At 41.1% G+C, this 17,565-nt stretch carries 23 protein-coding genes; 2 read left to right on the top strand and 21 right to left on the bottom strand.

Features of this window, described 5'->3' with window-relative positions:
* Positions 1-49: 49 nt before the first annotated feature.
* The 18 genes from A1359_RS12050 to A1359_RS11965 all read right to left on the bottom strand — a co-directional run bounded on the left by A1359_RS12050 (position 50) and on the right by A1359_RS11965 (position 12,686).
* Positions 50-1,171, bottom strand: a complete 1,122-nt coding sequence (locus A1359_RS12050; protein ID WP_066982995.1) for an FAD-dependent oxidoreductase — start codon at positions 1,169-1,171, stop codon at positions 50-52.
* Positions 1,168-2,268 (bottom strand): glycosyltransferase, encoded by a 1,101-nt coding sequence (locus tag A1359_RS12045; protein WP_066982991.1) that lies wholly within the window; start codon positions 2,266-2,268, stop codon positions 1,168-1,170. The genes A1359_RS12050 and A1359_RS12045 overlap by 4 nt, the downstream gene beginning before the upstream one ends.
* Entirely contained in the window at positions 2,265-2,735 is a 471-nt protein-coding gene (locus tag A1359_RS12040) for a hypothetical protein (protein WP_066982988.1), read from the bottom strand. Before A1359_RS12040 ends, A1359_RS12045 begins: the two co-directional genes overlap by 4 nt.
* Positions 2,732-3,016, bottom strand: coding sequence for a nucleotidyltransferase domain-containing protein (locus A1359_RS12035; RefSeq protein ID WP_066982985.1), 285 nt, complete (start codon positions 3,014-3,016; stop codon positions 2,732-2,734). The genes A1359_RS12040 and A1359_RS12035 overlap by 4 nt, the downstream gene beginning before the upstream one ends.
* Positions 3,017-3,207: 191 nt before the next feature.
* The gene (locus tag A1359_RS12030; protein WP_232322196.1) at positions 3,208-3,504 is read right to left on the bottom strand and encodes a BrnA antitoxin family protein; all 297 of its coding nucleotides are present in this window, start codon (positions 3,502-3,504) and stop codon (positions 3,208-3,210) included.
* Entirely contained in the window at positions 3,488-3,763 is a 276-nt protein-coding gene (locus tag A1359_RS12025) for a BrnT family toxin (RefSeq protein ID WP_066982982.1), read from the bottom strand. Before A1359_RS12025 ends, A1359_RS12030 begins: the two co-directional genes overlap by 17 nt.
* A 150-nt stretch (positions 3,764-3,913) precedes the next feature.
* Positions 3,914-5,131, bottom strand: coding sequence for a CDP-glycerol glycerophosphotransferase family protein (locus A1359_RS12020; RefSeq protein WP_066982979.1), 1,218 nt, complete (start codon positions 5,129-5,131; stop codon positions 3,914-3,916).
* 16 nt (positions 5,132-5,147) lie between these two features.
* A complete protein-coding gene (locus A1359_RS12015) occupies positions 5,148-6,455 on the bottom strand; it encodes a glycosyltransferase family 4 protein (RefSeq protein ID WP_066982976.1) in 1,308 nt (435 codons plus the stop codon).
* Positions 6,456-6,480: 25 nt separating this feature from the next.
* Positions 6,481-8,019 (bottom strand): methyltransferase domain-containing protein, encoded by a 1,539-nt coding sequence (locus A1359_RS12010; protein ID WP_066982973.1) that lies wholly within the window; start codon positions 8,017-8,019, stop codon positions 6,481-6,483.
* A gap of 147 nt (positions 8,020-8,166) precedes the next feature.
* Positions 8,167-9,369, bottom strand: a complete 1,203-nt coding sequence (locus A1359_RS12005; RefSeq protein ID WP_066982970.1) for an ABC transporter ATP-binding protein — start codon at positions 9,367-9,369, stop codon at positions 8,167-8,169.
* A 62-nt stretch (positions 9,370-9,431) separates the two neighbouring features.
* On the bottom strand, positions 9,432-9,878 hold the full coding sequence (locus A1359_RS12000; protein ID WP_198159340.1) for a DUF3368 domain-containing protein: 447 nt from the start codon (positions 9,876-9,878) through the stop codon (positions 9,432-9,434).
* Positions 9,871-10,119 (bottom strand): UPF0175 family protein, encoded by a 249-nt coding sequence (locus A1359_RS11995; RefSeq protein ID WP_198159339.1) that lies wholly within the window; start codon positions 10,117-10,119, stop codon positions 9,871-9,873. The genes A1359_RS12000 and A1359_RS11995 overlap by 8 nt, the downstream gene beginning before the upstream one ends.
* 25 nt (positions 10,120-10,144) lie before the next feature.
* A complete protein-coding gene (locus tag A1359_RS11990) occupies positions 10,145-10,399 on the bottom strand; it encodes a P-loop NTPase family protein (protein ID WP_066982962.1) in 255 nt (84 codons plus the stop codon).
* Between the two features lie 12 nt (positions 10,400-10,411).
* On the bottom strand, positions 10,412-10,822 hold the full coding sequence (locus A1359_RS11985; protein ID WP_066982958.1) for a type II toxin-antitoxin system VapC family toxin: 411 nt from the start codon (positions 10,820-10,822) through the stop codon (positions 10,412-10,414).
* Positions 10,822-11,088, bottom strand: a complete 267-nt coding sequence (locus A1359_RS11980) for a hypothetical protein (protein WP_066982955.1) — start codon at positions 11,086-11,088, stop codon at positions 10,822-10,824. Before A1359_RS11980 ends, A1359_RS11985 begins: the two co-directional genes overlap by 1 nt.
* Before the next feature lie 235 nt (positions 11,089-11,323).
* Positions 11,324-11,944 (bottom strand): hypothetical protein, encoded by a 621-nt coding sequence (locus tag A1359_RS11975; RefSeq protein WP_066982952.1) that lies wholly within the window; start codon positions 11,942-11,944, stop codon positions 11,324-11,326.
* 87 nt (positions 11,945-12,031) lie between these two features.
* On the bottom strand, positions 12,032-12,250 hold the full coding sequence (locus A1359_RS11970) for a hypothetical protein (protein WP_066982949.1): 219 nt from the start codon (positions 12,248-12,250) through the stop codon (positions 12,032-12,034).
* A complete protein-coding gene (locus tag A1359_RS11965; protein ID WP_066982946.1) occupies positions 12,240-12,686 on the bottom strand; it encodes a PIN domain-containing protein in 447 nt (148 codons plus the stop codon). The genes A1359_RS11970 and A1359_RS11965 overlap by 11 nt, the downstream gene beginning before the upstream one ends.
* Positions 12,687-12,927: 241 nt before the next feature.
* Between A1359_RS11965 and A1359_RS11960 the strand changes: the two genes are divergently transcribed.
* Positions 12,928-13,770, top strand: coding sequence for an ABC transporter permease (locus A1359_RS11960; RefSeq protein ID WP_066982943.1), 843 nt, complete (start codon positions 12,928-12,930; stop codon positions 13,768-13,770).
* A gap of 187 nt (positions 13,771-13,957) precedes the next feature.
* Here the strand turns inward: A1359_RS11960 and A1359_RS11955 are convergent, their stop codons facing one another.
* The 3 genes from A1359_RS11955 to A1359_RS23470 all read right to left on the bottom strand — a co-directional run bounded on the left by A1359_RS11955 (position 13,958) and on the right by A1359_RS23470 (position 16,801).
* Positions 13,958-14,209 (bottom strand): ribbon-helix-helix domain-containing protein, encoded by a 252-nt coding sequence (locus A1359_RS11955; protein WP_066982939.1) that lies wholly within the window; start codon positions 14,207-14,209, stop codon positions 13,958-13,960.
* Positions 14,210-14,416: 207 nt separating this feature from the next.
* The gene (locus A1359_RS11950; protein ID WP_157200544.1) at positions 14,417-16,306 is read right to left on the bottom strand and encodes a hypothetical protein; all 1,890 of its coding nucleotides are present in this window, start codon (positions 16,304-16,306) and stop codon (positions 14,417-14,419) included.
* Positions 16,307-16,369: 63 nt separating this feature from the next.
* Positions 16,370-16,801: a pilin gene (locus A1359_RS23470; RefSeq protein WP_269747915.1), complete on the bottom strand. Its 432-nt coding sequence runs from the start codon at positions 16,799-16,801 to the stop codon at positions 16,370-16,372.
* 243 nt (positions 16,802-17,044) lie between these two features.
* On the opposite strand from A1359_RS23470, the gene A1359_RS11940 reads away from it, so the two are divergent.
* Positions 17,045-17,530 carry a tetratricopeptide repeat protein gene (locus A1359_RS11940; RefSeq protein WP_066982933.1) on the top strand — a complete coding sequence of 162 codons (486 nt, stop codon included), beginning with the start codon at positions 17,045-17,047 and terminating at the stop codon, positions 17,528-17,530.
* The last annotated feature ends 35 nt before the right edge of the window (positions 17,531-17,565 follow it).

The raw sequence follows: 17,565 nt of genomic DNA, 5'->3' as shown, positions 1-17,565 counted from the left end.
TGCCTAAACTATAGGCAATTGCCTGAATAAAAGTAAGCCTAATGGTGGATTATTTGTTCAGGAAAGTGTGTGCAATTTTTAAACTATTGGCTACGACTTGGTGCATATCGTAGTAAATGTATTGGCCGCAACGACCTATGAAAGTCATGTTTGGTAGTTTATCAGCCTCTGCTCGATAGCGACGGTATAAAGCTTGAGGCGCGCCATCAACCGTTTTAACCGGATAGTAGCGCTCGAAATGGTTTTCTGCAAAATCGCAGGGGATTTCCTTGGTTAATAATACGGAATTAGCGCCTAGATCGCAGGCTGGATATTGGCGCCAATCGGTCTGGCGGGTATAAATCCCGTCATCGGTAAAATTGATGGTGGGTACTGGTTGTTCGTGGGCATTGAGGTGTTCGTGGACAAATTTAATTGAACGATAAGGCAGCGCGCCGAATTGCTGGTCAAAATAAACATCGATCGGCATGGAGTTGAATATATGGCAATAATCGGCTGCCATGGATTTTACAAATTCACAATTGAGCGTCACGGAAATGGCTGGATGATCCAGCATGTTTTCAAATAAGCCGATATAACCGTGTTTGGGCATGGCCTGAATCTTGTCATTAAAGTAATTCGGATTGTCATCGTAACGCACGGGTAAACGTTTCAATACCTCAACGGGCAATTGGGACAGGCTGATATCCCACATTTTTTGCGTATAGCGGGCGAAAAATAATTGAGTCAGTTCAGGGCCAAAAATATTTTCTGCAATCTGTTGCGCATTGGCGGGATTTTCATGATGACTCCGAATTTTCTCCAGAAAGGCAATCACAGACGCTTCGTCGGTTAACTGCTGTCGATAGATCTTGTTGATGGTCAGACGATTAATTGGCAACGGGACATAGCCGGTATTTTCCACCCAGGCTTGGACTTTATGCGTGTAGGGTAGCCATTGCGTAAAGCGAGACAAATAATCGAAAATGCCTTGATCATTGGTATGAAAAATATGCGGGCCATAACGATGAATCCGCAACTTTAGCTCGGCATCAACCGGATCGAAGGCATTGCCAGCGATATGTTCACGTCGGTCGATGACATGCACCCGATAACGCCCACTATCGGCCAACTCGCGAGCAATCGTTGCGCCGGCAAAGCCCGCGCCCACGATCAAAATAGCGGGTTTCATTTTTGCAGCCACCTGGCTAACCGTTGTGCTTGTTCGGACCAAGTCGGCACAGGTATGTCGATAGTGCAAGGATTGTTCAGGAGAGCGGTTATTTTATTTTGTAGGTCGATGGCATTATCCGGCTCGTAAAGGCATTGGGGGTAATCCTTAAATGTTTGTTCGAGTGCGCCCAAGCGAGCGGTTAAAATGGGCGTTTGACAGGCCAGGATTTCATAAGTTTTCTGCGGAAATGCGTAACGTCCAAAATCTGTATCACGCATGCAGACTACGGCTAAATCAAGTGCATTATAAAATGCAACAATTTCACTATGCGGTAATAATCCCAAATAATGTATTCGAGGTTGATCGGGAATGGGAGAATGCTGGTCAGCTGGACCGGCGAGTGCTAAATGTAAGTTTGTATCCTGTGCAGCTAATTGTAAAAAACTTTCATATAACAAAGCTATGCCTCGTTTTCGGTTTAAAGAACCTGCCACACCAATAATCCGCGCATCGACGGGTAATTTGAAACGCTGCCTGCAAGTTTGCTTATCAAGTGGTTGAAAATCCGATCCGCCTATCGTACTTTCCAGCGTTATGACATTGTTATGCCCATAATGTTGCCGGATGTAATCCGAAAGCGGTTCGCTGACACAACAGATACCGTTGGCGTTTTTGATGGCTAGGCGATACAAAGGCAACAAGCCGGGAATTTTTGCCAAACCGAAGCTTTCGTAATTATCGTAAAGATCGAGAAAATAGGGAATCTTAAACTTGCGAGCAAGATACGCAGTAATAACCGCATGCAGACAGTCTGAGCTACCGATTAATACATCAGGTTTACTGCTGTCGATGAGTTTAGTTGTGGCTTTTAAATAACGCCAAATGCCCGGAATAATCAGTAAGCCAAGATTGAACGAATACCATTCCAGTACCGCATCATTTTGTTGAACGTGTTGAAACCAACCTGGTTGGCGCTTGCGATAACTTAAACAAATGCCATCTACTTTATGACCAAGTTGCGCTAATTGATTTGGAATCTCATAAAGCCGTGCGTAACGGTCGTCAATAACGTCCTTTTGCATGTATTGGCGTTTGCACAGAAATACGACTTTCATTTGGCGTCGTCATTAGTAACTTGCTGGTTATCATAACGGGCACAATAATCTATAGTTGCATGCATTATAGCTAATAAGGTAGGTGTCTCTTTAAGCACCTCAACAAACAAACCTTTTATGTCTTCCGAAATATATTCATGCACGATATCGTTCCTGAGTTCTTTTATTTCCCGCATTTTGTCAGTCGACTCAATCAAACCTCTTTTTGCGGCATTATTGACCACGTCGATTAATGTGCCCTGGTTTTCGAACTCGACATCATCTATAGAGCGAAACACTTTGCGGATTAAAAAATCAATACTGCGAGAAAAGCGCGCACAAAGCGTTTCTAGGGCATCCATTTCCTCCGGAGTGTACATGCTGCCTATTGGCATGTTTTGACAAATCAAATAAGAGCGTTCCAACCAATTATGCTGATTTTGAAGTGCTTGAATATTCTGTGACAATAACTGCTGACTATGACTCATAGTTCTACTGCCTGCTGCCAAATTTTTGCAAGGAAAGGATTATTCTGTTCGTCATCATCCACTAGAATATCCATTTTTTGTTCACCAAAATGTTGATAAAAATCCATCCTTAACCGTCGGATATCAGTTTTTTTGAGAGATTTACTCTTGATTAACAAATCGATATCACCGCCTTTTTTAGCATCATCTAACCGAGAGCCAAACAAGTATAGACGAGCCGAGGGATCGGTTCGCTTTAAGCTATCTTTTAATACGGAGATTTCTGCATGAGTTAAGCGCATGTTTTCGGGTTCTAAAATAATTCAACTAAAATGCGCTATTCGGCCGTCAAGACCACGGTGGTTCGCGCTTCGATTAAATCGGTAAGACAAAGTAGTTCGTAGAATTTAAAACCAACATTCTTCCGAATGCGCTTCGCTATTCGAAGCTACGTGGGCTTAGGAATTTGAAGCGCAAAAAATATAAAGAAGACTCAAATCGACTTATGCAATTCTTGCTTGATTGTATCTCGTACCATGTCGGCCAAGGTTAAACCGTGGGCAAACTGTCTGAGGGCTTCATTCATTAAAGTTTGATAACTGCCGCCGCTCATTTCTGCACGCGCTTTAAAAATTGCCAGCGTCTCGCTATCCACTCGCATGGTGATGCGCGACTTGTTGCCATATTGGGCTTGTAGTTTGGCTAAAGCTGGAACCTGCGAAACTGGCTTGGCATCGGCAAAGTCCATATCAGCATAGCGCTCGTACATTGGATCAGAATTGTTGTTCATAGCGTTTCTTCTGCGGTTGGTTGGCTTTCCATGCGGAAATCAGGCGCACAAAGTCGCCGCGTAACGTCCACACCACGATTAAAATACGACCTTTGTCACCCATGCCCAGCGATACAAAACGCTGCTCTCCATCGGCGTCGACATCTTCACGTGTCAGTACGTATGGGTCTAACAATACCTGCTTGGCTTCCTCAAAAGTTACGCCCTCATGGTTTGAGGAATTGGCAGCAGCTTTGTCGGGAGCGTATTCAATCTTCATTTATCAATAATATGTACAAATGTACATAAAAGCAATGTGTGCTGTAGGCCTTATCGAGTAGTTGGTAAGCAGATAGAGTTATAGAATCAAAAAATTTCAATAAACTGTGCCAGGTCGCATTAGCGAATCATGAAGAACTTTTGGGATTATTTAGTGCGAGGGGTTTTTATTAAATTGATACAAGTTGTTTAATTTACAGGCTTCATCGTATATTCGTTGACAGTTATTATGATCTATTTTTGGCATTATCTTCTTGCGATATTCGCTATAGAGTTTGTTTTCTTTGAAATATTTGCATGAGTATTGTTTTATTAATCTAACAACTTGATCTTCATCTAAAACGACATCACCAATAAAATTTTTATTTAAATCAATATAGCTGTCCCTATCGTTCAAATAATTATTAATATCAAATCGATAAAATATAACGGGCTTTCCAAGATAGAAAAAATCCCAAGAAACACTGGAATAGTCAGTGATCATTAAGTTACAACGTTTGATTAGTTGTAACGGTGTATATTCACCATACTTTATTATTTTTATATTGGGTGATGTGCAATGAAAGTCATCTAAGAATGAGCACATTGCTTGATGCAAATAAAAATGTAACGTTATGTCTTGTTGTTTAAGAAATTCATTTAGCTCGGTATTGTTCAGCAGTGATTGCGTTTTTAAATAAAAATCAGTGTTTTTTATATCAGCTGTGTTCATGCTTCTGTGTGTAGGAATGTAAACAATTTCCTTAGCATGTACTTTGTTTTTTAAATAATCATATCTGGCATAGCCGGTTGTTTTTATCTTTTCCTGATAAACACCTTCTTGGGTGATCAAAATATCTTTTTCTAGTTCAGATCCGACAGTAAAAATATTCATTGCATTCTTGTTTTTTGAATAAAATTTGTCAAATTTCTTGAAACCCAAAACGCCATGATGAAGATATACTAGTTTTTGATTTTTTCGAAAAAAGTTAAATAGTTTCTTGTAAAGAATATCTTTAAAATTATGCGTATAAAACAGAATGTTGGCTGAAAAAAAAAGCTCTATATGTCGAAAGGATCCATAGAGGATGACATGATTATCTTTTCTTAACTCGTTATAAAATGGCGACGATTTTTTTATGAGAAAAAATGTGTTATCTCTAGGATGTTGTTCTCTGCAATACCTATAAAAATAATATCCATTGTCTTGTAAGCAGTCTCCAGCATTTTCGCCAATTAACCAAATTATTTTATGGTTTTTATGTTGTAATAAAGTGAGTGCGCTTTGTAAAAGGCAGTAAAACAACACCATCACTCTATTAGTTATATTTTCTTTGTTAAGAAGTATAATAAATAAATTTAAATTAGATAAGGTTTTGTAATAAGGCATTTATGTGTAATTATCGTTAGTCAAGGCTATTAAGGATGTCAAGTAACTTAGTTGTTGACTGATTCCAATCCGGCCATTTAAAAGAATCTAAATAATCAAGGTTGTCTAAAAGACCCTGCGAATCAACTTTTATGATTAATTCGCAAAGTGAATTTGGATTTTCAAGGGAAAAATAATAACAATAGTCGCCACCTACTTCATGGAATATTGGGATATCGCTTGCAAGTACAGGGCATTTTAGAGATAAGGCTTCGATGAGCGGCAAGCCGAAACCTTCGATAATAGAAGGATAAACACATGCCTTCGCATGTTGATAAGCATACAATAATTCGTTGTCGTTTAAGTCATTAAACCAGAAAAGCTGTTTGCCATATTGTGGATGTTTTAAGATACGTTGAACTAATTGTTCCGACTTCCAACCGTATTTCCCTATAATACATAGCGAGGATTTAATTCCCTGTTTCCATGCTAATTCAAAAGCGTCCAACAAATATGAATAATTTTTACGCGGCTCAATAGTGCCTACGGAAATATAAGTATTGTTGACAAACAATATTTCTTTTCTAACAGTTTGTTGCACTTGTATAAGGTCGAGTTTAAATCCTGAGTAATTTACTTCTGTTCTTGGTAACTGAGAAGATGTTAGGCTCTCAATGTAAGAGGAGAGAGTGTTAGACGTGTATTTCGAAATGCAAATTATTAAATCAGCATGTTTAATTAAAGGGTGCAATCTTTTTTCGAAATATCGTTGATTTTGATCCGTTGTAAGTGTTGGGTGTGTTATTGGTACAAGATCATGTAAAAGAACTGTAATTCTAGCTCCAGCTTTATTTATGTCTTTTAGAAGCTGCTCTAAGTTAAATGCCCACCATGATGATCCTGGAATAAAGTAAATGTCGTTTTTTTTTATTTTTATTTTTTGTTTTTCTAATAGTATGTAAATTGACGTTACTAGAATGATTGGGGGGATTGTTATTATCATGATTGGTATAAAAAGTAATCTATAATTCACCCATTTTTTTTCTAAAAAACGTTCTAAAAAAGGAAAGCATGCTTGAGTTAGTTTCTTTAGTCTGTTCGGTTTAGTAGATCTTAAATAGACTTTTTCAAAATAACCTAGAGTATATTCTTTTGTTTGTTGGTTGTATTTTAAACTTCTAAGGCCTGCAATCTTACCAATAAAAATTGTCGGTATTATATTTATGTTTAAATTATTTGATAGTTCTGTTGATGAGTAAATTATATTGCGTTCAACGCGTTGAATTCCAGTTTTCGTTTGGGATAAATAAAGCTCTGTGCATTCAATGTATATATTCTTTTTCATTTTATGGTCTGTTTAGTGTTTTTCCTTATGTATTTTTGTAATTAATTGTTTGTAATAATTTTTTGATTAATGTTTTTGTTTTTTTGAATGGCTTTATTATTATGTCAATTCGTTTGTTTGCTCTATTAGCTAGTCTTTTTGCCTCGTCTATTTCTTTTGAATTTGATGTGGCTAATTGCTCCATTGCCTTCATCCATAGAATAATTGGAGTTTGTTCTAGGTATGTATTGTCTATGGCATTACTGTTTGTATTGAGAGTATTATATATTAATTCAAAGCTCCATTCATGTAATGGTTTTTGCCAGATAGATGTTAGTTTTTTGTTGATAGGATAAGGTAGGTTAAAAGGGCTTATCCATGCTAACTTGATGTCTCCTCTATCGTAGAATTCTTTATTGTATAATTCATTTAAAAATATAAAAAATGACAAGAAGTTATTGTATGGCCAAGCACAGTCATTTGGTATTTCACTTATTGATCCATAATCAATAAGTATTGGATTATTTTCTGTGTCAATTATTATGTTCCATAGCCTTACATCGTTATGATATAGGTTATTTTTTTCAAGTTTTATAAGTTGTCTAAGTATTTCTAGTGCAATTTTTGTTGTGTCAATGCCATTGATTTTTTTGATATGGTCAGCTAAAAGGTAGCCTGGTATTTTTTCACGAGCTAGCCAAACTAGTTTTTCATTCTCACCATGTGTAAGGATAGTTGGGGTCTTCATATTTGATGGAGGTTTTTGTAAAAAAAGCACCTCCCTTTTTATTTCATCGTAATTAATATTTTTGCTATCCCTTTCAAATATCTTGACTAGGTTATCTTTATTGAAATAGTATTTTCGTGTTCTGTTTTTTGATAAGTTATGCGATTTTGTTTCAATTCTTTTAAAATCACCAGAGATGCCGCCTAAATACCAATATTTGTTGCTTGCAAAGTACATGGGTCTTTTTATTTCTGATAAGTGTGTTTTTATAATACCTATTTCATGAACAAACGATAAGCTGCTTAAGAGATCAATTGGTTCTTTTGGTAGAGACTTTGCCCAGTATAATGGTTCTTCATATACTGCTAACTCACATACGATAGCATTTACTTTATTTGATAGTACATTTAAAAGAGAGTGTGTGTATTTGTAACCTTTTTCATGAATTAAGTGATGTAAAACACTTAAACATAAAACCAAATCATATTCGCCAGTATTGATTTCTTCAATTACATGCTCAATTCTTCCCTTTTCGAATATGACATTTAAGCTTGTGTTTTCACTTGCTAATTGATTACAAACGTCGATGTTTTCTTTTTGAAAATCGATTCCGTAAACAAAAGAGTTTGTTTTCTGGGCTAAAGATAAAGAAAAAAAACCTTGTGCGCATCCTAAATCTAATATTCTTATTCGTCTATTAAGTGTTTTTTTCAGTGATACACATACTTCTGAAATATGAGTGAGTCTGTCCTCGCATGGGCGCGAGTGTTTGATATTTAGATCGGGGTGGCCAAATATTGGTTGATATACTTCAGGAAGTATTTCAATTAATTTATTGATTGTGTTCTCGCTATTCATATTTTACCTAAATCCGTGGCTTCATCTTTGATTCATTAAATATAAAATGCTTTTTAAATGGCTTAGGTGAAATCATAAAAACTGGTTTTCGTCGTTTGTCTCAATTATTTATATCTATTTTAGGCTTTTAAGTCACCGAGTTAGGTTTTAAACATCATTTAGATCCCAACAGTAATCGAAATATATATATCCAACGACATCACAACCCCCATTTATAATAAATTTATAGGCCATATAGTGTTCTACTAAAGGTGTTATTTTGTCCGTGTCAAACATTCTTATGCTTACTGTATATATTCCTGGTTGCAAAGGGTTTTTGGGTATTTTTAAGGCAAGCATTCCTCCTGGCGGACTTAACTGTATTAATCCTAAGTTATCTTTATCGGACCTACATGCTGCGATTTGTTCGCCATAGCCTATGTGAAATGCAACACTTGGATAAGTGAATGTCTTAATATCACATTTGTAATATATTTCAACTCTTAAATCCTTTCCAGGTTCTAGTTCACCGCTATCGCTTTGTATTTTTACATTGCTTATTGAAAAGCTTTCGCTATTCAATGTTTTTCCTTGATTTTTTATCAATAAAAAATCTTGGTGAAGTTGATTTATTGAACTATTCGAACTTCCTATAAAAGCTGGTAAATATTTTCGAAGTAATAGCACTTGGGTGCTTATTTTGTCTATAAGGCTCATTTCGTGTGAGACAAAGAGAATGCTTGTGCCTTCTTTTCGTAATTCTGTCATTCGGCGAAAGCATTTGGCTCGAAAGTTAATATCTCCGACTGCCAATACTTCGTCTATTAAGAAAATATCTGGATTACAATGCGCTGCAATGGAAAAACCCAAGCGGGCATACATCCCACTCGAATAATGCTTGACCGGCATGTCAATCGATTCTTCCAGTTCGGCAAACGCCACAATCTCATCGAATTTCTTGTCGATCTCGCGTTTGCTCATGCCGAGAATAGCGCCGTTGACATAGACATTCTCTCGACCGGTTAACATCGGGTGAAATCCGGCACCGACTTCTATCAGTGCGCCGACTTTGCCTTTGATGCTGATTTTGCCTTTGTCCGGCAGGATGATGCCGTTGAGCATTTTTAATAGTGTGCTTTTACCGGCGCCGTTGCGGCCGATGATGCCCAAACATTCGCCACGTTTAACCTCAAACGACACATCATCCACCGCCCAAAATTCGTCTTTGCGCAATTTATCGGATGTGTTGGGTAAATGCAGCAGGTCGCGGCTGATGTCTTCCATGCCATAAAGCATAGACCGTTTTAGCGAGCGGCAAAATTTTTTGCTGACGTTTTCGACTTTGATTAATACGTCGTCTGAATTTGGCATGGTTGATCAGCGTAATTTATTGTTGTTATCTGCTTGCAGTGCGAAATCGATTACCCGGCGACTTAGCCATATACCATGGGATTGCATTTTGCTTTGGGTATGGAGACCGGAAACCCTGATGCGGATGCTTTGAGCAATATCCCAATAGACCCGGTTAAGCTCAGTCCGCACAAGCGGGCCACTCGTCTTCCTGCCGTTTCGTCGATTGCAACAAGATCGATAGCTTCTTGCAAGGCGTTTTGAATAACCGATGCTTCGCCACGGTCAAGCGTATTATTTAGATAGGGCGTTATAATCGTTGGGGCGATTTTGACATCAAGCCATGTCGAACGTTCGAAAACATCGACGCCAAAACAGGTCTGCCCCCCGGATCTGATTTCACTAGCGACTTCATAAGGAACAATCACTCGGGCATAGAGATGCCGAAGTACATCGAGATTGCCGGTCGCGGCTGTCAAAGCAATCAGTGGTGTCGTATTGGTGACGATTGTTTTGGCAGTTTCATGCATTGTTGGTATCGCTTTCTAGTTCGTCGGTATCGAGATCGATCATGGCGACATGGTAACGGTGCAGTTCCGCCAAGAAGGCGACGCGTTCCATGTCCGCAAGTGCAGCCGCCATGCCTGAAGAAAGTCTTTTCATTTCGAATAATTTTACGGCCATGGCCATTTTGGCTTCACGAGCAAATTGTTCGGGGGAGCATTGGATGGCATCGGGCAGATTGGGCGGCACATTGACTTGGATTTGCATGATTATTTCTCCGTTATTTGGGATTTCAGGTTCTGTGATCAGTACTTTGGATTACCCCATTGCGACCGTTAATGCCCAAACATTCGCCACGTTTAACCTCAAACGACACATCATTCACCGCCCAAAATTCGTCTTTGCGTAGTTTGTCGGATGTGTTGGGTAAATGCAGCAGGTCGCGGCTGATGTCTTCCATGCCATAAAGCATAGACCGTTTTAGCGAGCGGCAGAATTTTTTGCTAACGTTTTCGACTTTGATTAAAACTTCGTCTGAGTTCGGCATGGGAATATCGTGTTATTGGCTAACCGTTTGAAATATATTGACAGCCAGTTGGTTAGCCGCTTCGTTCATGCGGTTGTCATTGGTCCAAAACTCCGTACAGCCATTTTCAATAGCCGTTGCCAGGTGAAGCGCATCGGGAGTCTTTATTTTATGTTTTATTCTTAAGTTTAATGCTTTGGCAAATACGTTGTCATCGATGGTTAACCAATGTTGTTCGGCCAGAAAAATTTCGTAATCTTCAACCAATGCTTGGTTGCCATCTATTGAGGGCTTTACCAGGGATTCGAGGCGAACCAAAGTGGATACGCATAAAATGGCATCGAGGTTATTTTCAAGATGCTGTCGAATTAGAGTGCTGAATGGTTGAGCTTCTTCTAGTAAATAAATGACACAACAGGTGTCAAGATAAACCAGTCGAGACATTAGTCGTTCCACTCGTCTCTAATAGCGTTAATGTGTCGTTGCATTTCTTCGAGATTAGCTGTCGGCCGTTGCTGGAAACGTGGAGATGCCAGAAGTCTTATCGCGCGTGAAGCATGGCCTTTGATTTCGGTTATAGTCGCATCGCGTTCATTTGTATCACTTTCCAATAATGTGAGAAGTGCTTTGCCTTCTAACTTGAAGGGGATCGGCTCCAAGGAGCGGATATGTCCGGTTGGGTCGATCTCAACGTGTATGGTTTTTAGCATGGTTTTATCCTAAGCGTCAGTAGTCAGGATGGGCAAGCGTTGTTTTGCTCTTTCCCGCCCGACCATTGGTAATGGCTCCGAATTGGCTCAATCATCAAAAAAAGTTTGCTGAAATACTTTTTGCTGTCGCGCTTGTTGAAAGGGATTAATAGTTCCATTTTTATCTTGCCGGTTTCAAGAAATCGTTGCTTTTTGTGCCTCATTCCCAAACAAAGAGCTTGTAAATGCGCGAAGTTCAGAGCCGGTATTCGGCCAATGGATCGGAACGGGCGTTATCGTGAAATAAACCGGAGTCTGCCTCTTCATTCGTCAATACCCAGGCCACCACTTCCAGTGGCTCTTCTCCTTTGATCAAGCGTTGCGTTTCCTCGCGAAAGCGATCGAAAACCCCATCAATCGGATCACCGCTCCGTAGTCGCCGTGCACTGTCGATAATCGCTGCCGCGCGATTGAGCCGCGCTTGCAATAATCGAATCTGCTGCTGTTTGGTTTGCAGTGCTTCCACCAGAACGCTTTGCAGGCGAACCGAATCGCGCCATTCCTCCCGTAATTGCCGTACCCTCTGGGCTATTGCTTCAGGTTTCGACTCACCATCACACAACTGATAAGTCACAAAGACGCCTTGTGCAATAACGACAAATAATGTCAGTGTACGCACTCGCGCGTCGTTCGCGCTATAAACAAGTTTGCCATCAGCATCGAGGTGCAAAATATCGAAATAAACCGCTATTCCCGAAGTTGCGCCGGCGATCCAGTCGCCCGGACGGTAGGTCTCCAGTATGCATTCGAAACGTTTAGTCTGGATTTCCAATTCCCGACCATCCAGTTCGATGTTGAGCGAATCAAACATCCCCATTTTAATAATCCTCCATCATTGCGCTTCTTTCGGCCATAGGCGATGGTTAGCGACTTGTCCGTCTTGTACTTGTTTGTTGAATGGGCGCTATTTTTCACAGAATAGTTGTGCGTTTTTTTCCGCTTCGAGGTTCGCTAATCGGGCTAGTTCCTCTATGGGTAAATCCGGTAATCCAGTGTGCCGCCATTCAGTGTAGTTAAACCGTTCGCGGGATATTGCCATTAAAAAGCGTTCGGTTTCGACCAAGCCCAATGCCTGTATCAATGCATTCATCCCATCCATGCGTATTTCGGTTTCAGTTTTCATACCAATTCTCCATATAAGCCAAGGCATTTTGCGGTAACAGTGCCAATGTATCATCAGCCACGCGTAAATATTTTAGTAATCGATCATCTGTTGTTACGAAAAGTTCTGCGCCGCTTGCAATGGAACAAGCCACATGCAAAGCATCGTATTTATGAACGCCCAGCTTCATTAGGTTTGTGGCTCGTGCAATGATGCTGTCATCGATCATAATCACGGTAGATGCTATGTTTCGCCATTTGAGTATGGCGATTCGATGTTCTAGGAACGGGTTTTTCGAACATTCAAAATCGAGAATTGAGGACCACAGGAGTCCATGCTCACCGTCCTTGATCTTTTGTTGAATCACAATTTTAGCTTCCGTTTCGATGCGAATCCGCGACTGAGTTTGGTCGTCATAAGGTCGATTAAAGCAGCACATATCAAGATAGATTTTCATCAGCTAATGTTCCGTCGTGTTCTCGGTGCGACGGGAGTTTGTAACCCCGTCGCTTACGTTTCATGCCTGAGTTGGGCCTTGGTGATGTAAAACTTTACGGACGGGTTTTACAAAACCCTTCTAGCTTTGCTATTTATGCCCTACCGATCGCTTAGCCATGTCGCCGGTTCCAAAACGTCGGCGTTAAAAAAAGCTATTCTATCTAGCATACAATAGATAAATCATCCGAAATACGCCTGCCATGAAAACAACAGCCGAAAAAGTCACCGTCTATACCTCGCGTGCTATCAATAACCAAGCCTGGTTTGCCATGTTTAACGAATTATGGCAAAGCCGCGAGTTGATTTGGCGTTTGATGATTCGGGATTTCTCCGTCCGCTACCGCCAATCCATTTTTGGTTATCTATGGGCGGTGTTGCCGCAAATCGTTACCGTCGCTATTTTTACTTTTTTATCCAGGCATCGGGTGTTTGATATGGGCGAAACCGCCTTGCCGTATGTGATTCATGCCTTATGGAGTATCTCGGTTTGGCAATTGTTTTCCAGTTGTCTGGTCGGTTGCACCAATAGTTTGGTTAATGCTGGCTCGCTGGTGACCAAAATAAACTTTCCAAAAGAGGCTTTGGTTATCGCAGCAGTCGGGCAGGGCGTGGTTGATTTTCTAATTCGCCTGCTGCCAGTGATCATTGTGTTTATCTGGTTTGGTTTTACACCGTCCTGGCATGCAATCGCTATTCCGCTAGTATTGTTGGCCATTATATTAATGGCGGTCGGCGTCGGGTTTTTCATGGCGATCATTAATCTGGTGCTACGCGATGCGGGCAATGCGATCAGTATGTTGCTCACCTTCGGCATGTTTTTAGCGCCTATTTTATATCCACCACCAGTGCGCGAGCCTTTTGATGTGGTTAATTATTTGAACCCCTTCAGTCCTTTATTAATTACTACGCAAGACTTATTGGCGGGGCAGGGCATCGAGTTCTCTACGCCACTGATTGCAACCCTGGCTTTATCGGTAATATTGTTCTTTGTGGGATGGCGAGTATTTCATATCACCATGCCTAGAGTTGCGGAAAGAGCATAAATCTCGGCGCGACGGGAGTTTGCAGCCCCGTCGCTTACGCTTCATGCCTGGATTGGCTCTTGGTGATGTAAAACTTTACGAGCGGGTTTACAAAACCCGTCCGGCCTTGTAGGGTTGTTCGGCGATTTTTTCAAAGCGGGCTATAAAATCATAATAGTATTTATCGGCTTGGGCTTCATTCGAAAGTTTATAAGTCCCCATTACGCCGAGCTTCTTCCTTAAAGGCTGTGAGGATTTCGGCGGGTGATTCGTCTGTAAATCCGCTTTGCTCGGCTTTAATCAGCTTAGCGCGTATCCATTCAATTTCATCTTGTTGCGCCCGTGCTTTTCGGATCAGGTCGTTGACCACTTCACTTTTGCTGGCATATTCCTCATTTTCAACTTGAGCTTTGAGCCAATGATCATTTGGTGCGGTGATTGAAATGCTTTGTCTGGTCATTTTTTAGCCTCCAACTTAGGTGCGCATATGATGCAATAATACACCAACAATACAAACGCCATAACTTCTTTTTATTCCAAAACCCAAGGTTTTATAGATCAAAACGTCCCCGGCGCGTAAACCCCGTCGCTTACGTTTTATGCCTGGATCGGCTCTTGGTGGCGTAAAACGTTACGAACGGGTTTACAAAACCCGTCCGGCTTTGGCTTAACGTTCAACTTTGCCTTGTTCTGTTTTTACGCTATCTAGCACTTGTTTTTGCAGTCTTTCCAATTGATCTTGCCTAGGCAACCAAACTTTTAAGTTATTGCTGAATTTGTTTTTAGCGCGTTCTAGTATATGCAGGCTTTCCTGTTTTTTACCAGCCATGGCGTAAAACTGGGCTTTTAAGATCAAGAAGTCCAGCGTTGCCCGGTTTTCGGGGAATTTATCTAATGCAGCGGCGGCTTCGTTAAATTGGCGGTTGGCATTAAAACTAAGCGCCAGTAACACCACAAAATCGTCTTTTTGGCTGCCGTAATTTTTATTGTTGATTAAAAGCTCGACCAACTCTTGGTAATACGCCCAAGTAAGATCGGGGCAAATACCATTTTTCTTAAGGTCCAATATCTGATGCCAAGCGTCAATAGTGCCTCGGTCAAACCGGCCGCTTGCTAAGCGTTGTTCAATCGCGGAATGATTGGGTAAAGTCACATGTTTGTCGAAGCAATGTAACAAAATTATTTGACTATAGGTGCCTGGAAAACCTGGCCACTTTTTTTCGACACTTTGTAATATTAAAGAGGCGTGAGCAAAATCACCCGCATTTGTAAATGAAGAAGCCGCATCCTGATAGGCGCGTATTGATTCAGGGCGTTCTGTTAATGCAGAAATAGCCAACGCACCGGGACTGCGCCAAGTCGATATTTCGGCGCCATAGATCAACACATAACCGGTTGCCAAGCTAAACAACAAGCCTGTTGATGCATAATTCAGCCATTTTTTAGTGGTATTTGAAAAATCTATGGCTTTAAGGTTTAACTCTATGACGGTGCCGACGATGCCGATCAGGATGCCAAGGCTAGGCAGATAATTACGATGCTCAAAATACAATTCCAGACCAAAAATGCTGGATTCCAGCAAGTGTCCGCTTAAAAACCAAAACACGCCAAAGGCAAAAAATGCTGCGCGCTTTCTTAAAATCAAAGCCAGGGCAGATAAAGCCAGCCAAAAGCTGACCGATATTATGGTGGCAGTTGAGTCGAAGAGATTCTTGTAAACCGGAAAGCCGTCGTTAAAAATGTTCAGCTTTCTCGGTGTTGGTAGCAGGATTTTATCCAGGTAGTCCTGCAAAATAACCGATTCGGTTAATAAGCGCTCAAAAGGGCCAAAATCGGGTCGGGTGTGTTGCGCGATATGCAGGCATAAATAGCCCAGCACCAGTAAAGAGGGCAGTATGCCAAAAATAATCACCCAGGCGTCCCATAGCTTGTTGCCGCATTGCTTACGTAGTAAAAACACATACAGTACGCTCAGCATTAAGCCTGTCAGGATGGCGTTTTCTTTGGAGAGTATGCCTAATACATAGGTGATAGCCATGCCTAATGTAGCTATGACTAAGTAAAATTTGGATGGTCGCTGTTGATAGTGTTTGATGCTCCAGAGGAAGCTGATAACCCCCAGCAAAGAAAAAAAGCCTGCCAATAACACCATGCGTTGCACGACATAAAATACCGTGCTGATATTAAGCGGATGAAATAACCATAAGCTAAAAACCGTGCCGGCAAACAAAAATATGCTGCGTTGCGGCCAGTTTTTGATTTGGCCGATTAAATAGCAGCAAACATAAACCAGGTAGGCGTTGGCAATGTGTATGCACAGGCTGGCGAGTTTGAAAGGGTAGGGATTGCTAGGCCAGTGTTCGGCTTGCAAAGCAAAGGAAAATAAGCTGATTGGGCGGCCTAATTCACTGGCGATGCCGCTAAAGATGAATTGGGATAGTTGATGGTTGGCATATGCCTGATCCAAGCCTTCTAAATTGGGCTGGTCGTCCAGAATAAAGCCACCGGCTAAGCCGGGCAGACTTATCCAGTAATAAACGATTGTGATTAAGATCAAAAAAAACCCCTGCATCAGCAGGGGTCTTGGTTTTATGCTCGTAAGATCAAGCACGAGTTAATTTTATTTACAAACACTGGGTTGCACAGCTGTTGGAATGGTTCCGCAGTCCCATGTGAATTGTCCATTTGTATTGAACGTCATGGTAACTGTTAGTCCTTGCAGTTTAGCGTTTACGCTAGCAGATTTAAATGTAGCTACAATGTCAGTTGAATTACTAGGGTTTTCAATCTTAGAGACATATTTACCGAATAGAACGGGTGACCCTAAATCTGATGTTACATCTGGAACAGAGCCATTCGTAGAATAATACTCTGCAATGCCAGTCTTCAAACCGCCCAATAGTGATGCTGCTTCAGCTGCTTGAGCTCTGGCCAAATAATCTTGATAAGCCGGAATCGCCACCGCTGCCAAGATACCGATGATCGCAACTACGATCATTAATTCGATTAAGGTAAAACCTTGTTGTACTTTTTTCATAGGTAGTGTGTTCATTTTTGAATCCTCTGTAGGTTGAAAACATCGAAAACAGTAATGCAGCATGCGTGCCAGAATGTTTGATTGGCTGGTTATTGTTTTTTAAGTTACTGGTTTTACTGGACTACTTTGTATTAAAAACGCCAATCACCTCAGCGTGAGTGGTTTTTTAGCCGGGATGAACTATGGTTGTGATTAAACTTTGCTTGAGAAATAACTCTGCCACTGAAAAAATGCCGGTTAAAAAACCCTGCCAAATCTATGCTACTTAACTTAAGCCGAAAAAAATCAGCCAGCATCAGCCTGCAAGCCGCGATGACCTTAACCGAATGGAGCGAACGCACTATTCGGCGGCGAGTGGCGGATGGTAGTTTGCAGTGTGTGAGCGATAACACTGCTTCTAATAAAACCCTGATTTATTTAAAATCGATAGAAGCAGATTTGTGTATTCCGTTGTCAGCTGATGATATTGAGTTGCTAAAAGCGGCCGATGCCGGCGATGCGCCTGCGCAAACCGATTTAGCCTTGCTGTTTTTAATACATGGCAAAGCCAAAAGTGCGGCGTATTGGCTGGAGTTGGCCGCCAAACAGAATTTCCCCGATGCCATGCATTGGTTAGGCCGTTGCTACTTATGCGGTGAGGGTTTTGTTAAAGATGAAACACTGGCTTTGATGTGGATAGCCAAGGCGGCTTCGTTGGGGCACCCAGTTGCGCAAGCACAGGTTGAGGCGCTTTCGCGGCAATGATTCTCATGGTTCCCACGCTCTGCGTCACTGCCATT

This window comes from Methylomonas lenta (genome assembly GCF_001644015.1).
GTDB classification, from domain to species: domain Bacteria; phylum Pseudomonadota; class Gammaproteobacteria; order Methylococcales; family Methylomonadaceae; genus Methylomonas; species Methylomonas lenta.
The sequence above is the reverse complement of the archived record's forward strand: the minus strand, read 5'-3'. Positions and strand labels throughout refer to the sequence as shown.

What these genes read in the sequence shown, in the direction of transcription:
- A1359_RS12050 (WP_066982995.1), bottom strand. Translation starts at nt 1,171, where the DNA reads ATGAAACCCGCTATTTTGATCGTGGGCGCGGGCTTTGCCGGCGCAACG.
- A1359_RS12045 (WP_066982991.1), bottom strand. Translation starts at nt 2,268, where the DNA reads ATGAAAGTCGTATTTCTGTGCAAACGCCAATACATGCAAAAGGACGTT.
- A1359_RS12040 (WP_066982988.1), bottom strand. Translation starts at nt 2,735, where the DNA reads ATGAGTCATAGTCAGCAGTTATTGTCACAGAATATTCAAGCACTTCAA.
- A1359_RS12035 (WP_066982985.1), bottom strand. Translation starts at nt 3,016, where the DNA reads ATGCGCTTAACTCATGCAGAAATCTCCGTATTAAAAGATAGCTTAAAG.
- A1359_RS12030 (WP_232322196.1), bottom strand. Translation starts at nt 3,504, where the DNA reads ATGAACAACAATTCTGATCCAATGTACGAGCGCTATGCTGATATGGAC.
- A1359_RS12025 (WP_066982982.1), bottom strand. Translation starts at nt 3,763, where the DNA reads ATGAAGATTGAATACGCTCCCGACAAAGCTGCTGCCAATTCCTCAAAC.
- A1359_RS12020 (WP_066982979.1), bottom strand. Translation starts at nt 5,131, where the DNA reads ATGCCTTATTACAAAACCTTATCTAATTTAAATTTATTTATTATACTT.
- A1359_RS12015 (WP_066982976.1), bottom strand. Translation starts at nt 6,455, where the DNA reads ATGAAAAAGAATATATACATTGAATGCACAGAGCTTTATTTATCCCAA.
- A1359_RS12010 (WP_066982973.1), bottom strand. Translation starts at nt 8,019, where the DNA reads ATGAATAGCGAGAACACAATCAATAAATTAATTGAAATACTTCCTGAA.
- A1359_RS12005 (WP_066982970.1), bottom strand. Translation starts at nt 9,369, where the DNA reads ATGCCAAATTCAGACGACGTATTAATCAAAGTCGAAAACGTCAGCAAA.
- A1359_RS12000 (WP_198159340.1), bottom strand. Translation starts at nt 9,878, where the DNA reads ATGCATGAAACTGCCAAAACAATCGTCACCAATACGACACCACTGATT.
- A1359_RS11995 (WP_198159339.1), bottom strand. Translation starts at nt 10,119, where the DNA reads ATGCAAATCCAAGTCAATGTGCCGCCCAATCTGCCCGATGCCATCCAA.
- A1359_RS11990 (WP_066982962.1), bottom strand. Translation starts at nt 10,399, where the DNA reads ATGCCGAACTCAGACGAAGTTTTAATCAAAGTCGAAAACGTTAGCAAA.
- A1359_RS11985 (WP_066982958.1), bottom strand. Translation starts at nt 10,822, where the DNA reads ATGTCTCGACTGGTTTATCTTGACACCTGTTGTGTCATTTATTTACTA.
- A1359_RS11980 (WP_066982955.1), bottom strand. Translation starts at nt 11,088, where the DNA reads ATGCTAAAAACCATACACGTTGAGATCGACCCAACCGGACATATCCGC.
- A1359_RS11975 (WP_066982952.1), bottom strand. Translation starts at nt 11,944, where the DNA reads ATGGGGATGTTTGATTCGCTCAACATCGAACTGGATGGTCGGGAATTG.
- A1359_RS11970 (WP_066982949.1), bottom strand. Translation starts at nt 12,250, where the DNA reads ATGAAAACTGAAACCGAAATACGCATGGATGGGATGAATGCATTGATA.
- A1359_RS11965 (WP_066982946.1), bottom strand. Translation starts at nt 12,686, where the DNA reads ATGAAAATCTATCTTGATATGTGCTGCTTTAATCGACCTTATGACGAC.
- A1359_RS11960 (WP_066982943.1), top strand. Translation starts at nt 12,928, where the DNA reads ATGAAAACAACAGCCGAAAAAGTCACCGTCTATACCTCGCGTGCTATC.
- A1359_RS11955 (WP_066982939.1), bottom strand. Translation starts at nt 14,209, where the DNA reads ATGACCAGACAAAGCATTTCAATCACCGCACCAAATGATCATTGGCTC.
- A1359_RS23470 (WP_269747915.1), bottom strand. Translation starts at nt 16,801, where the DNA reads ATGAACACACTACCTATGAAAAAAGTACAACAAGGTTTTACCTTAATC.
- A1359_RS11940 (WP_066982933.1), top strand. Translation starts at nt 17,045, where the DNA reads ATGCTACTTAACTTAAGCCGAAAAAAATCAGCCAGCATCAGCCTGCAA.